12 protein-coding genes and 1 pseudogene are annotated in these 14422 nt (G+C 45.6%); 11 read left to right on the top strand and 2 right to left on the bottom strand.

Annotation, left to right across the window (positions count from 1 at the left end):
* Nucleotides 1-4: 4 nt before the first annotated feature.
* From MHH49_RS28745 to MHH49_RS28720, 6 genes and pseudogenes are all read left to right on the top strand, one after another.
* Complete coding sequence (locus MHH49_RS28745) at nucleotides 5-442, top strand: YlbF family regulator (RefSeq protein WP_036686168.1); 438 nt, start codon at nucleotides 5-7, stop codon at nucleotides 440-442.
* Nucleotides 443-482: 40 nt separating this feature from the next.
* Complete coding sequence (locus tag MHH49_RS28740) at nucleotides 483-746, top strand: YlbG family protein (RefSeq protein WP_036686170.1); 264 nt, start codon at nucleotides 483-485, stop codon at nucleotides 744-746.
* A 164-nt stretch (nucleotides 747-910) separates the two neighbouring features.
* The gene (locus MHH49_RS28735) at nucleotides 911-1348 is read left to right on the top strand and encodes a hypothetical protein (protein ID WP_036686574.1); all 438 of its coding nucleotides are present in this window, start codon (nucleotides 911-913) and stop codon (nucleotides 1346-1348) included.
* 170 nt (nucleotides 1349-1518) lie between these two features.
* Nucleotides 1519-2418, top strand: a complete 900-nt coding sequence (locus MHH49_RS28730) for a selenium metabolism-associated LysR family transcriptional regulator (RefSeq protein ID WP_036686171.1) — start codon at nucleotides 1519-1521, stop codon at nucleotides 2416-2418.
* Nucleotides 2419-2441: 23 nt separating this feature from the next.
* A pseudogene (locus MHH49_RS28725) lies at nucleotides 2442-2894 on the top strand (GNAT family N-acetyltransferase); the annotation flags it as partial.
* Between the two features lie 72 nt (nucleotides 2895-2966).
* The gene (locus tag MHH49_RS28720) at nucleotides 2967-3854 is read left to right on the top strand and encodes a PHP domain-containing protein (protein ID WP_076224033.1); all 888 of its coding nucleotides are present in this window, start codon (nucleotides 2967-2969) and stop codon (nucleotides 3852-3854) included.
* An 82-nt stretch (nucleotides 3855-3936) separates the two neighbouring features.
* Here MHH49_RS28720 and MHH49_RS28715 read toward each other — a convergent pair whose 3' ends face one another.
* Nucleotides 3937-5820 (bottom strand): Rqc2 family fibronectin-binding protein, encoded by a 1884-nt coding sequence (locus tag MHH49_RS28715; RefSeq protein WP_076099568.1) that lies wholly within the window; start codon nucleotides 5818-5820, stop codon nucleotides 3937-3939.
* Nucleotides 5821-6110: 290 nt separating this feature from the next.
* Between MHH49_RS28715 and MHH49_RS28710 the strand changes: the two genes are divergently transcribed.
* The 5 genes from MHH49_RS28710 to MHH49_RS28690 all read left to right on the top strand — a co-directional run bounded on the left by MHH49_RS28710 (nucleotide 6111) and on the right by MHH49_RS28690 (nucleotide 14039).
* Nucleotides 6111-8930 (top strand): calcium-translocating P-type ATPase, SERCA-type, encoded by a 2820-nt coding sequence (locus MHH49_RS28710; protein ID WP_076147274.1) that lies wholly within the window; start codon nucleotides 6111-6113, stop codon nucleotides 8928-8930.
* A gap of 137 nt (nucleotides 8931-9067) precedes the next feature.
* A complete protein-coding gene (gene dapF, locus MHH49_RS28705) occupies nucleotides 9068-9904 on the top strand; it encodes a diaminopimelate epimerase (RefSeq protein ID WP_076147270.1) in 837 nt (278 codons plus the stop codon).
* A gap of 146 nt (nucleotides 9905-10050) precedes the next feature.
* On the top strand, nucleotides 10051-11712 hold the full coding sequence (locus MHH49_RS28700) for a spore germination protein (protein ID WP_341138703.1): 1662 nt from the start codon (nucleotides 10051-10053) through the stop codon (nucleotides 11710-11712).
* The gene (locus MHH49_RS28695) at nucleotides 11630-12916 is read left to right on the top strand and encodes a Ger(x)C family spore germination protein (protein ID WP_081382500.1); all 1287 of its coding nucleotides are present in this window, start codon (nucleotides 11630-11632) and stop codon (nucleotides 12914-12916) included. Before MHH49_RS28700 ends, MHH49_RS28695 begins: the two co-directional genes overlap by 83 nt.
* A 22-nt stretch (nucleotides 12917-12938) precedes the next feature.
* Complete coding sequence (locus MHH49_RS28690) at nucleotides 12939-14039, top strand: GerAB/ArcD/ProY family transporter (protein ID WP_036686178.1); 1101 nt, start codon at nucleotides 12939-12941, stop codon at nucleotides 14037-14039.
* Here MHH49_RS28690 and MHH49_RS28685 read toward each other — a convergent pair.
* Nucleotides 14012-14269 carry a hypothetical protein gene (locus MHH49_RS28685; RefSeq protein ID WP_036686181.1) on the bottom strand — a complete coding sequence of 86 codons (258 nt, stop codon included), beginning with the start codon at nucleotides 14267-14269 and terminating at the stop codon, nucleotides 14012-14014. The genes MHH49_RS28690 and MHH49_RS28685 overlap by 28 nt on opposite strands.
* Nucleotides 14270-14422: the final 153 nt, after the last annotated feature.

Here is a 14422-nt window from a genome sequence, read left to right as displayed (position 1 = left end):
GTTCATGAGCGTAGCTGAAATAAATACGGTCGATATGGCTGAAGTACTGACATACGCCTATGAATTAGGCGATATGATTAATCAATCCGCCGAGGTGTCGGATTACTTATACTGGAAAGGGCGGGTTGATACGAACCCCGAAATTCAGGCCATGGTCAAACGACTTCAGACTAAGAAGGAGCTGTTTGAAGAAACACAGCGTTTCGGACATTTCCACCCGAATTATCATTCAGCAAAGGATGAGGTTTCGGCAGTAGAAGCGGAACTGGAGCAGTTCGAAGAAGTTGTTCGTTTCAAGCTGGCAGAGAAGACCCTTGACGACATTCTGCATTCCATGTCGGAAGCGATTGCTTTTTCAGTATCAGATAGCATTAAAGTACCAAGTAATGATCCTTCCCCTAAAGGTGGATGCGGCAGCGGGGGAAAATGCTCCTGCGGATAAGCTTCCCTTAGGATTTAGAGAGAGAAAGGCGGTTTAGCTTATGTTTGCGGAACGGACAGGATACATCATTTGGGTAAGTGACGTTAAAGCGGCACGTAACCTTGAGAAATACGGAACATTACATTATGTTTCTCGGAAAATGCATTATGCAGTTATGTATGTAAATGCAGAACGGGCCGAGGAAGTTATGAAGAATGTCCGCAGACTCTCCTATGTACGAAAGATTGAAAGATCTTATCGTAACGAAATTAAGACAGAGTATACTAGTAATGGACCGGACAAGTCCCGTAATTACAGTATGTGATTCCAGGAGATAAACAGGCGCTTAAACAACGCCTGTTTTTTTTATGCTTATTTACAAAAAAAAGCCATTACTCTCAAGGGGAGAAACTTGTACAAGTTTCGGCAATGAGGTAAGATGACAACATTAAGTGCATACTAAGACCCTTATGGTGGAGTGTGATGATGATGCGCAACAAGGGGATGGATTGGCCCAGCACTTATGAGCCCTTCCACATCATGCTGAACGATTACAGGGTCGCCGACATCGTTATAACAAATCATGCGAAGAGCCGTTATATGGACCGCATCAGCAATGGTGCAAGCAATGCCGAAGAGGTCGCTGCATGGATGTGGCAGTGCCTAATGCAGAATCGGATCAAGCCCTTTTCAAGCAGTGATTATAACGCATATTTAATTGACGATGACTCTGTAGTAATCGCTGAGTTTACGGAATTGACAGGTGAGAGAGATCTCTCAGGCCAGCCATTATATTCTATGATCATCGTTTCGTTTCTTGGTAGAATCTCGGTGATGCCACAGCTGAGAGATTTAAAGACCTATTTTTCACTGCTGCGTAATTCTCACCGTACAAAGCTGTCGAAGAAGAAGCGAAGACGCAAATAGTCTATAAAGAAACGGGCAAGAGGCATGCGGCGAGTCTGCATGTCCTTTTTGAAAATATAAGAATTTATATACTGCACAATTATAATATTCTTAGATTTCTACGGGAAACGACTGTCGTCTTTAAAGGACGGCAACGACGTTTCTTCTTGTAATATAAGGAGTTGCGAAGCATGAACTTTCACCAGCTGCATATTTTTTATACGGTCTCCGAGCGGGGAAGCTTCTCGGCGGCGGCGCAGACTTTACATATGACTCAACCAGCTGTGACCATGCAGGTACAGGCGCTGGAGGATTATTTTGGCACCAAATTGTTTAATCGTTCCACCAAAAAAATCGTACTCTCTGAGGCAGGGCACACTCTAATGCCATACGCGCTACGCAGTATTCTGCTGATGCGAGAGACGGATCAAGCCATGTCAGCATTCACACATATGCTGGAAGGGAGATTGCAGCTTGGGGCGAGTCTTACGATAGGAGAATACGTGCTGCCACGGCTGTTAGGCCCTTTCGGAAAGCAATATCCTAACATTTCAATTATGATGAAAGTGATGAACACCTCGCAAATTATGGAGGAAATCCTCAAGCATCAACTGAATTTTGGTTTAATTGAAGCCCCGGTCACACATCCGGACATGGAGATCGAGCCCGTGATGGGGGATGAGCTGAAGTTGATCGTGCCATATGATCATCCACTTGCGGAGCAGCAAGAGGTTACCTTGGAGCAAGTGCTTCAGCATCCTTTTGTATTGCGTGAGCAGGGCTCAGGAACACGGCGTGTGATGGAAGAGCAGCTGTTCTCCAAGGGACTTGATCCGGGAACAATGAAGATCGTGATGGAGCTTGGAAGTACGGGAGCTGTGAAATCAGCGGTGGAAGCAGGTCTTGGCATAACGATCATATCGACCTCTTCGGTTAAGCATGAAGTTGCGCTTGGACTGTTGAAAATTGTGAATATCTCCGATGCCTCTTTTAAAAGACAATTCTACGCCATTCATTTAAAATCAACATTGCTGCCAATTTCTGCAGTAACCTTCCTGACTTATTTGCGTGAGCATTCGAATGAAATCTGATAGTTAAAGCGGGGGATATCACAATGTCAATTGTTCTACGTGGAGAAAAGCTAGTATTGCGCGATATTACAGAGGCTGATTTTCAGAAGCTTTATTATCACTATCATGAAGCTGAAGACCGTGAACACTTGAAATGGGATGGTCCTTATAAATCTTTGGCACATCAAAGATTCGAAAAGTTTACCGAGGACTACATAGGTCATTTGGCGTTAGTTGAGACGGAAACCCCGCGTAACCTGTTGATCATAGAAATAGACGGCAAGGTAAAGGGGAAAGTAGGACGCTACTGGATATCGCAAGAAACCAACTGGATGGAGATTGGTATAGTAATCTTTGATTCTAGTTATTGGTCAGGTGGTTACGGTACGGAAGCGTTTAAGATGTGGATAGATTATTTATTTAATTCTCTTGATACAGTCCGTCTTGGAATAGGCACCTGGTCAGGGAATAAAAGAATGATCGGGTTGGCAGCGAAATGTGGCATGGTGGAGGAAGCTCGCGTCCGTAAAGCACGAATCGTGCGAGGAGAATACTACGATGCCATAAAAATGGGGATTCTGCGGGAAGAGTGGGAGAATGCAGGCAACCTACCTGCGAAGGATGTATGCGACCTCCATACCCATACTCAAGCATCTGACGGCATGCAGCCACCAGCGGAGAATGTACGACTTGCTAAGGAGAAGGGGCTAAGCGCTGTTGCCATTACGGATCATGATACAGTGGCTGGCGTGAAGGAAGCCTGTGAAGCAGGGGATAAGTACGGAATAACCGTTGTGCCTGGTGTAGAGATCAGTACGCGTGCTGGTGGCAAAGACATTCATGTGCTGGGCTATTATGTTGATCCTGAGAATGAACAATTTCTCTCACGTTTGGAAGGGCTAAGAGATACCCGGGCACTTAGAAATGAAGCGATAATTACCAAGCTGCAAGACCTTGGGATTGCGATTACCTTGGAACAGGTTATAGCGGGGATCGGGCGGGAATTGAAGCCTGATGAAAGCATCGGCCGGCCACATATTGCCGACGAGCTGGTTCGGATTGGGGCAGCTACCGATATGAGAGATGCCTTCAACAAGTATTTGGCCGAGGGTGCAGCGGCCTATGTGTCACCTCCTAGAATCACACCGGAGGAAGCTTGCGAGTGGATCATTGAGGCAGGAGGTTCTCCAGTATTAGCCCATCCGGGTTTGTACGGGGATGACCTTCTGGTGCGAGATATTCTGGAGCAAGGCGCTTTTAAAGGGATTGAGGTCTATCACTCTGATCATGGACCTGCGGAAGAAGAACGTTACCAAGTTATGGCTGAGGATTATAATCTGTTAATAACCGGAGGTTCTGACTTTCATGGTGCCCGTCAAGGCGTGATTTTTCACGGGGATATCGGCAGTGTTACGGTTTCTACAGAAGTACTGAAGTTTTTAAACAAAAAGGCATGAAATTAGTGCGGAGCGAATTATAAAAAACCTCCAGCTTTAGATGTTCAACATCTGCAGATGGAGGTTTCTTTATATCTAGTATTTAGCTTCTCAAAGTATTTGGAAGACTCTTAATTCTTTCCTCATTGGGTGTGACGAACAGTGTCTTTTGATGATCATAGATTACAAATCCCGGCTTGGAACCGCTTGGTTTACGTACATAGCGGATCAATGTACAGTCCACAGGCACACTGCTGGACTGTTTGGCTTGGCTGAAATAAGCGGCAAGCTGAGCGGCTTCTTCCAGCGTTGCATCTCCAAATTGCTCACTTCGGATGACCACGTGTGATCCGGGGATGTCCTTGGTATGCAGCCAAGTATCATTCGGAGAAGCCAGTCGATTGGTGACGTATTCGTTCTGCAAATTATTTTTGCCGACATAAATATCGATTCCTTCTGAAGAGGTGAAGACCTGTAATGTGGGTCTGGTGGCCTTTTTCTTCTTTTTGCCCTTTTTGCTCCGGTCTCGCAGATAACCTTGGCTTACAAGCTCGTCGCGGATCTCCTCAATATCGTTGAGGGAAGCGTGGGCAAGTTGCTGCAGCAGACTCTCCATATACAGAATTTCCTCATGCGTCTTCAAAAGCTGTTCATTAATGACAAGCAGGCTGTTTTTATATTTGTTGTATTTTTTGAAATAACGTTGTGCATTGTCCGAAGGATTTAATAACGGATCGAGCGGAACCACCATTTCCGCCTGATTTTCATCATAATAATTGACCAAGGAGGCTTCTTTATCCCCTTTGGATACCGCGTGTAATGAAGCGAAAAGCAACTCACCCCAAATGCGGTAACGATCAGCATCCTGAGCTTCGTCGAGATCCTTCTGCAAATTAGCGAGTTTCTTAACGTTTTTGCTCCGTTCATTGCTGAGGAAGCGGATCAAATCACTCACCCGTTGCTTTACAGTATCGCGCTCGGCTTTATCCCCGTAATAATCCTCCATACATTCACTGATGGAGTTGTAATGTTTCGCACTCTCACCCAGAAGTGTTAAGGGGATCGCAGAAAAAATCATCTTACCTTTTGCGTTTGCACCTGCAACAGGAGAAAATTCGTTATCGCGTACGGATCCCATTACGGAATGGAAGGCAACCCATAATTGTGTCGGAAATGCTGCTTCGGATTCTGTAACGCCTTTATCCAGGGTGTTTCTCAGACGAAGAGCAATTTCACCAGCAATCAGTGGGCTCATTCCGCTGAAAGCATGTACCATCCAGCCCACGGGGTCAGCTGAGGGAGAAGGACCGCCAGAGCCGTCAGGTTTTTGCTCTACTGCTTCTTTTGTGATCAGATTAGCAAGCTCACCCTCAATGATTTCTTCTGGCTCAGCCTCCTCATCATCCTCTATCAGTGCAGCTTCTTCAGCAGCCGAGATTAAATTGAGAAATTGCTCCTGACCAATCTCCAAAGGGTTCAGCTTATGTTGCTGTGGCGGTTCTGTGTATGCGATACCGGGCATCACAATCCGATAGCTGCTGATCGATGGAGTTACATGATGAATGCCGTCTATGATCGTTCCAGAGCTGAGATCAGTAAGAATGATGTTACTGTGTCGACCCATGAGTTCTATGATGATCTTTTTGGCAAAGACGTCACCAAGCTCATCTCTAGTCTTGACGTTTATGTGAATAATTCGTTCCATACCTACCTGCGTAATACTTTCAATGGTCCCTCCCTCACAATGCTTCCGCATAAGCATGCAGAACATGGGTGCTTCCGAAGGATTAATGCTGTTTCTTTCGGTAAAATGCACCCGAGGATACGTTGGATTAGCAGAGAGCAGCAGCTTGCCGCCGCCACCTGCGCCGCGCAGGTTAAAAATTAAATCGTGATTGTTCGGTTGATATATTTTTCCTATACGTGCACCTATGAATGATTGCAATTCGTGCACGATAGCTCGGGTAACAATGCCGTCTAATGCCATGATAAAGCTCTCCTGTCGCCGTGAAATGAATTTCTTAAATATAAGAAAGTAAAAGTTTCACACAATACTTATATCTTATATTTCTCGCTCAAACGCTTACCTGTCCTTATAAGGACGCCGAAGACGTCTATGCTCACCTCTCTATGATGCCATACTTTAGGACATTCGCGCAAAAGGGGAATTGGATAGGGGTGATATTATTGGACGACCTTGAATACATTTGTCATGAACAGGTGGAAAAGCTGTGCGCCGCCGGAAGTAAAGAAACGACCGGGAGGGAAAGAAAAGTCATGGAACAAAACAGTTGGCACCGTCTCGGTGCAGAAGAGCTGCAGAAAATGTTCAATGTCCAGCCAAGGACGGGCCTCAGTGATGAGGAAGCCGCGGAGAGACGAAAGGAGAACGGGTACAACGAGCTGTCGGAAGGAAAGACAGTATCTCCGTTTACCCTGCTGTTGAACCAGTTCAAGGATTTCATGGTGCTTGTGCTCATGGGTGCAACGCTTGTATCCGGGTTGCTAGGCGAATACTTGGATGCCATCACGATCATCGCGATTATCCTACTGAATGGAGCGCTTGGATTTGTTCAGGAGTTTCGCGCCGAACGTTCGCTAAGAGCTTTAAAGCAACTCTCCGCACCTTCTGCCAAAGTGCTACGTGGAGGGAATAGCGAGATTATCCCAGCCAAGATGTTGGTGCCAGGTGATATTGTCTTGCTGGAGAGTGGAGATCGGATTCCTGCCGATGTACGTTGGTTGGAATGCAGTGCTCTATATGTGGAAGAATCCGCACTTACTGGGGAATCATTGCCTGTCTCGAAGCATTCGGAAGCGATCCGTGCAGAAGAGATTCCGCTTGGTGATCAGAAGAATTTAGGCTTCATGGGCACTATGGTGACCAGAGGAACAGGGCGAGCTGTTGTAATCCGTACCGGTATGAACACGGAAATGGGTAAGATAGCGGATCTAATCCAAAATACGGATTCTCAGGAAACACCTTTACAGCATCGGCTTGAGCAGCTAGGAAAGATTCTGATCTACGTATCTCTGGGATTGACAATTGTAGTTGTGGTAGCAGGTATTCTGCATGGACAGCCTGCCACCTCCATGTTCTTAGCTGGTGTGAGCTTGGCAGTTGCCGCGATTCCGGAAGGTCTCCCCGCTATTGTAACTATTGCGCTTGCGCTAGGCGTGCAGCGGATGATCAAACGCAAGGCTATCGTTCGTAAATTGCCGTCAGTGGAAACGTTGGGCTGTGCCTCGGTAATCTGTTCAGACAAGACAGGAACATTAACGCAAAATAAAATGACGGTGACCCGATTATGGACGGGTGGACGTGGTCTTGAGGTAACAGGTGAAGGGTATGCTCCAAATGGACAGGTTCTGGAGAAAGGCAAAGCAGTGGATCTAAAACATGATCAAAGCTTACGGCGGATGTTGCAGGTTGGCGCATTATGCAGCAACGCGGAAATTATTGAGACCTTCCAGTCTGAAGTGCGAGGCAAACGAAAAGGGAAGGATAAGGATGCTGTTCTTGAAAAGTCTGCAGACAACACTTCCGTTTGGGAACTGAAGGGCGACCCGACAGAAGGAGCGCTCGTGGCACTGTCAGGAAAGATGGGACTGACCGCTCAGACGCTTGCCGTAACCTACACTCGTGAACAGGAATTTCCGTTTGATTCTGAGCGGAAGCTGATGTCTGTGATCGTAGGCCATCCGGGAGGACGGATGGTATGTACCAAAGGTGCGCCCGATGTATTGCTGAATCGCTGCGCATATATGCTTTGGGAGGGCGGTGTTGTGCCTTGTACGCCAACTTTGCGGCAGAAGGTGCTTGATGCCAATGAGCAAATGGCTTTAGGAGCCCTTCGTGTGCTAGGTATGGCTTACCGGGATATGCGTCCAAATGAACATGTGAATAGTGAAAAGGATGCGGAGAATCAATTAGTCTTTATTGGCTTGGCAGGAATGATCGATCCGCCACGTCGTGAAGTCCGCGATGCCATCAGTGTCACACGCCGGGCAGGGATTAAGACGGTTATGATTACTGGTGATCATGGAACAACTGCCGAGGCAATTGCTCACCAGCTGGGAATTCTGCAGCGTGGTGGAACGGTGCTGACAGGCGCTCAGTTAACCCGGATGGATGATGATGAGCTGGATAAGATATCGGACAATGTGTTTGTATTCGCCCGCGTATCTCCAGAACATAAGCTTCGGATCGTTAAATCTCTACAACGTCACGGTCACGTAGTGGCTATGACCGGAGATGGAGTGAACGACGCTCCAGCCATTAAGGCTGCAGATATCGGGATATCCATGGGGATCACAGGTACAGATGTGACCAAGGAAGCATCGTCACTTGTTCTCGGGGATGATAACTTCTCAACGATTGTTGCTGCCATCGAAGAAGGCAGAAATATCTATGAGAATATTCGTAAATTCATTCGTTATCTGTTGGCATCCAATGTGGGAGAGATTCTGACTATGTTTTTTGCCATGATGCTGGGTCTGCCTTTACCACTCGTTCCGATCCAAATTCTTTGGGTCAATCTAGTGACAGACGGACTGCCAGCGATGGCACTTGGAGTGGATCAGCCCGAGAAGGATTTGATGGAGCATAAACCTCGTGGTGCGAAAGAAAATATTTTTGCCCGCCGCTTAGGCTGGAAAATTATAAGCCGTGGATTCTTGATTGGTTTATGTACGCTAGGAGCATTTTGGCTAACCTTACGTATAGCACCAGAGAATCCTGCACAATTGATTCGGGCACAGTCCGTTGCTTTTGCAACACTAGTTATGGCACAGTTGATCCATGTTTTCGATTGCCGCAGTTCGCGTTCAGTGTTCCACCGCAATCCGTTCCAGAATAAGTATCTAGTGCTTGCCGTGTTGTCATCAGTCTTACTGATGCTGGCCGTAATGTACGTGCCTGTGCTCCAGCCTGTCTTCAAAACAGTGCCGCTCAATTTCCGCGAATGGTGTCTGGTGTTTGTAACAGCGGGGATCCCGACCTTCTTGATGGGTGCCGGCAGTGTTTGGGGTGGCAAACGTAATCGTGGACGCAGCGGCAGTAATCCGATGATAAAAAGTACAAAAATTTCAGCATAAAGTCAATACTAATGCTCCATTCCTAAAGGTATACTTGTTGCAGTTAACCGCTCATATGCTTGTGAAATGCTCAATTACACAGAACTTTAAGCTTAAGCGAATGCTAACATAACATAACCTTTAGGAGTGGACTTTTAATGGAATTCACAAAAATGCACGGCCTCGGTAATGACTTCATCGTTGTTTTCGGCGAGCAAGAGCTGCCAAGTAATGCAGCGGAGCTTGCTGTAACCCTATGCAACCGGTTCTTTGGAATCGGTGCTGACGGACTGGTATATATCCTGCCTTCTGAGCGTGGCGATTTCAAGATGCGTATTATGAATTCTGATGGTTCGGAGGCGGAGCAGTGCGGAAATGCCATTCGCTGTGTCTCTAAATATGTATATGACCACGGACTGGTAAGCTCAGAGCAGATTGTAATAGAAACGATTGGTGCCGGTGAACAAAAGGTTACTTTAAACGTGAAAGACGGTGTTGTGGAGACTGTAACCGTAGATATGGGCGAACCTGTATTGTCCGGTCTGCAAATTCCAGTATCTATTGATGCAGAGCCAGTGCTCGCTCAGCCGATTGAAGCGGAAGGAACCGAATTTAAGTTCACAGCGGTATCCATGGGAAATCCTCATTGCGTGATTTACGTAGAAGATGCAGTGAATTTTGATCTTGCCACATGGGGACCTAAGCTTGAGGTACATCCTTTGTTCCCGAGAAAAGTAAACGTTGAATTCGCAACGGTACTGGATCGGGGCAGAGTGGATATGCGTGTCTGGGAACGTGGGGCAGGACCTACGCTTGCCTGTGGCACTGGAGCCTGTGCAACCCTTGTCTCCTCTGTGCTGAATGATCTTACAAACCGGGCAGCTTGGATTAGTCTAAAGGGCGGCGATCTCTATATTGAATGGAATGAAGAGGATAATCATGTGTATATGACTGGACCTGCTGAGGTCGTATTCACGGGCAGTGTAGCAATATAGAAAAATAATAAAAAGGCAGTCCAAGAGCGCATTCTTGGACTGCCTTTTTTGTGTTTCTAACCTGAGGTGACTTTAAGCAGCCGAATAATGGAAGGAGTAACCGAGAATAATACTACAATGTTTATGAAAAAAAGGAGGGGAGCTTGTTGAACATCAACGGGTTAACTAAAAAAAATAAATCCGGTAAGGGACAGCAAGCTGACCCGGCAGGTCCAGGTTCTGGAGTGAGATTAACCATTTATCTGGAGCAGACGCTAAACAATATCATAACCGAGCTGGGAGATAGTCCGGATCTTAGAATCCGCCAGGTAAAGCTTGGTGAGGAATCCGTTGTTGAGGCTGCTGCGGTACATCTTAATGGTCTAGCTAAGACAGAAACCGTTAATCAATTTGTAATGGGTTCATTGCTCTCCATTACGGATGAGATGCTCAAGGAAAGCAATACTGCAGCAAATAATCTGAATGACCTCATCTTAAACCGTGCCCTGGAAATAGGTGAAGCGCAGCTGCAGGAGGATTGGAACGAGGTGCTGCTCGGAATTCTTTCTGGGAAGACACTGATTCTCATTGAAGGTTATGACAGTGGCATCATGTGTGAGACTGAAGGTGGGGAAGCTCGTTCTGTCACTGAACCCTCCACTCAGCTAGTTGTGCGTGGTCCAAAGGATAGCTTTGTTGAATCTTTGGCTACGAATGTCTCATTAATACGCAGAAGAATAAGATCACCCAAACTAAGACTCGAGCATGTGAAGATCGGGTCGGTAACTCAGACCGATGTGGCTTTAATGTACATCAAGGATACTGCGGACGAGAAGCTGGTTGAAGAAGTTAGAAAACGGCTGCAGCAGATTAATGTAGATGCCATCATGGAATCCGGTTATATCGAAGAGCTGATTCAGGATAAGACCTTTACCCCTTTTCCGACCATCAATAACAGCGAGCGGCCAGACGTTGCTGCAACGAATCTGTTAGAAGGGAGGGTAGTGATTGTCGTAGATGGCACCCCCTTTGTATTGATTTTGCCTGCGGTTTTCACTCTTTTTTTTCAGTCAGCTTCGGATTATGCGCAAAGGTTCGATATTGCTATTCTGATGCGAATTATTCGGTATATCAGTTTTATCGTGCTTATTCTAGGGCCTTCCGTGTATATAGCTTTGACGACGTTTCATTATGAGATGATCCCTACGACTTTGCTGATCAACCTTTTATCGCAACGGGAAAATGTGCCTTTCCCCGCTTTTGTCGAAGCTATTCTAATGGAAGGTGCGTTTGAGATCATCCGGGAAGCGGGAGTAAGAATGCCGCGTGCAGTTGGGCAGACCGTATCTGTAGTAGGTGCTCTGATTCTTGGTCAGGCCGTGGTAGAGGCTGGAATTATTACGCCCGTTATGGTGATTGTGGTCGCATTGACCGGGATTGCGAGCTTTGCCATTCCAGCGTATAACATGGCGATTGCGGGCAGAATTATCCGTTTTGGTTTTTTGATATTGGCCGGTATGTTTGGTTTTTACGGGATTACATTGGGTTTAATCGTACTGGTTGCACATATGAACAGTCTGCGTTCTTTTGGCGTTCCTTATTTGTCTCCAATAGTGCCTTTGTCATCCAGAGGTCAGAAGGATGCCGTCTTAAGGCTGCCTTTGTGGGCGCTTGGCACAGCAGAACCAGCTCCTGCTACTGCGCAGCAAGGGAACATTTCAGAAGGGAAGGAGATCACAACCGGACATGAACAGAACCTATCTTCAAAAATTCTTGATAAGACTAAAGGGACACAGCCGCATAAGAAAGGAAAGCAAGATTCTGAGTAAATGCAATTTTTTCTTAGCAGGACTTTTACCTTGCGTATTGATCTGTCTTAGTCTCACAGGCTGCTGGGATAGTGTGGAATTAAACAGAAGAGCCATCGTTTCCGGTGTGTCCATAGATAGAGGACCTACAGAAGAAGAGAAATATGTATTATCCTTTCAGGTCATCGTTGCTGACGAAATCTCTGGGAAGAACGCTAGAGGGACTTCACCTGTTTCGGTTTATAAAGGTAGCGGCCGCACTATGTTTGAAGCATTAGCTAATGCCTCGCGTCAGACTGCACGTTTTTTGTCTTTAGGACATATTAGGGTGGTCATCATTTCCGAGAAGTTCGCTCAAGAAGGCATCAAGGATATCATGGATGTGCTGGAAAGGGAAAGCGAAACCCGGCTGACAAGCCTGATTTTTATTTCCAAGGGACAGCCTGCAAGTGAATGTATGACGACTATGACCGTGTTCGGAAGGATTCCAGCCAATGATTTGGTGGAGAAGCTGCAGACAACCTCTAAACAATTCGGATATAACTATCGGATGGAAGTGGATGATATTATCCGGGGGATTCAGGTTCCTGGTGGGGGGCCTGTGATCAATGGCGTGCTAGTGACTGGAGATTTGGACCAGAGGGAGAGCAACGATAATTTAAAGAACATAAGTCCGAAGACCATAATAAAGGTTACCGGTCTTGCAGCTTTTAAAGAAGACAAGCTTAAAGGATGGCTGCTCGGCGAAGAGGCGATCGGTACCGTTCTACTTAAGAATAAAATATCTCAGATGCCGGTATTGGTCTCGATAGGGGAGAAGGACTATATATCGTTTAATGTGTATTTATCACAGGTACATATCCACGCGGATGCGAAAGATATAGAGCATCCTATCTTCACGGTTAATGTCACTCAGCAGGCTGGATTAAAGGAATCGCCCAATGGCTTGGATCTAACAGATCCAACAGTGTTAAACGATCTTTCGAAGCTTTTGGAAAAGAATATTCAAGAACAGATCCGCGCTGCCATAGCAACTGCCCGTTCATTAAAAAGTGATTATCTAGGTTTCGGTGAAGCAGTAGAAAGAGCTAATCCACGTGGCTGGAAACAAGTAAAAGATCATTGGGAGAGTATATTTGAAACCTGCCATATTAATATCGAGGCTGATGCTGTGATCAGGCATACGGATATGCGAAGTGATTCCTTTCAATCCAAGAATAAGTAATGACAATAAAGGAGGGGCAGCTATGGGAAAGATAAAAATAGGACTACTCCAATTTTTCACGTTGACTTTGTTGTTTGAGCTGGGAACAGCGCTGGTAGTGAATCTTGGGATGGAGTCTGGTAAAGATGCGTGGATTTCCATACTCCTCGGAAATTTGATCGGTTTGATTGTATTTTCGGGGTACACTTATTTGTACAGAAAGTTTCCGGATCTCCCCTTAACGGCTTATACCCGCAAGCTATTGGGAAAATCCTTAGGTACGGTGATTTCCGTTCTCTACATTACCCTATTCCTCAATTTAGCGGGTCGTGATTTACGGGATGGCAGTTCCATGCTGGTTATGGCTACTATGCACCGCACACCTTTGTTTATTATTTCAACGTTGATGATCTTATCTTCTGCGTATGTTTTGCATAAAGGAGTAGAGGTATTATCCCGAACTTCATTGGTATTCGCAACTCTTGTAATGCTGATAGGAATATTTTGCTCGATCATGCTGATGTTATCGGGCTCAATTAATTTGAATCGATTACTTCCTATTTTTGAGAATGGGTTCCAGCCTGTGATTGATTCTGTTATTCGCCAGAACTATATGTTCCCTTTTGGTGAAATGATTTGTTTTACCATGCTAATGCCCTATCTGAACAATGTTAAAAAAGGTCCTTGGGTCATCGCCGCGGGGATATTTGTTTCAGGTTTGCTCTTAAGTCTGACTATGATGCTGAATATTTCCGTGCTTGGCACAGATATAGTGAAACGGTCACCCCTCCCTCTGATGCCCACGATTAGCAAGATTTCAATCTCCGATTTTATTCAACGTGTGGATATTCTAATTGTTATGGTGCTGATTATCGGCGTTTTTTTCAAAATGTCTGTGTTTTTTGCGGCCGCACTTATAGGAATTTCGGAATTGTTCAAGATTCCTTACCGGAGAATGGTCTATCCCTGTGCTCTGATCATTCTGTTCAGCTCGATGTTGAATGCGCGGAGCTTTACTGAACATATTAATGAGGGGGGGAGATTGTTATATACGATTTTCCCCTTCTTTATGGTGTTGATCCCTGTAATTCTTATCATCGTTGCGGCGATAAGAAGTCATCTTTCCCCGCCACGTTCTGGTTGATGTCCTGTTTTCCAGTAATAGATATCGGGGATGAACAAGCAGAGCAGCAAAATACAAGCAGTAGCTTTCTCAGAGGCGGTATAGAATAGATAGTTAAGGATATACCCGACGTTACCCAGCCCATAGCCATACAGCCAATCTAGCAAATAAATATACAGCAAGCAGAGAGTGGCTAGCAGTAAAGTTACAGCGTATTTTCGGATCAGAAACTTTCTTGTTTTTTTCTTCAAAGTATTCTCTCCTTTATGGAAATAACGGCATTAACGTTAGTATGAAGCTTTTTACATATGAACATGCATGGTGATATTTTGGTCTAAATGCTTTTCTTTTGTAAAGCTTATCATCCATACCGATTTATGTTACATTAGTATGAAACTAAAGTT

Source organism: Paenibacillus sp. FSL F4-0122, from assembly GCF_038002845.1.
GTDB lineage: Bacteria > Bacillota > Bacilli > Paenibacillales > Paenibacillaceae > Paenibacillus_AQ > Paenibacillus_AQ odorifer.
The sequence above is the reverse complement of the archived record's forward strand: the minus strand, read 5'-3'. Positions and strand labels throughout refer to the sequence as shown.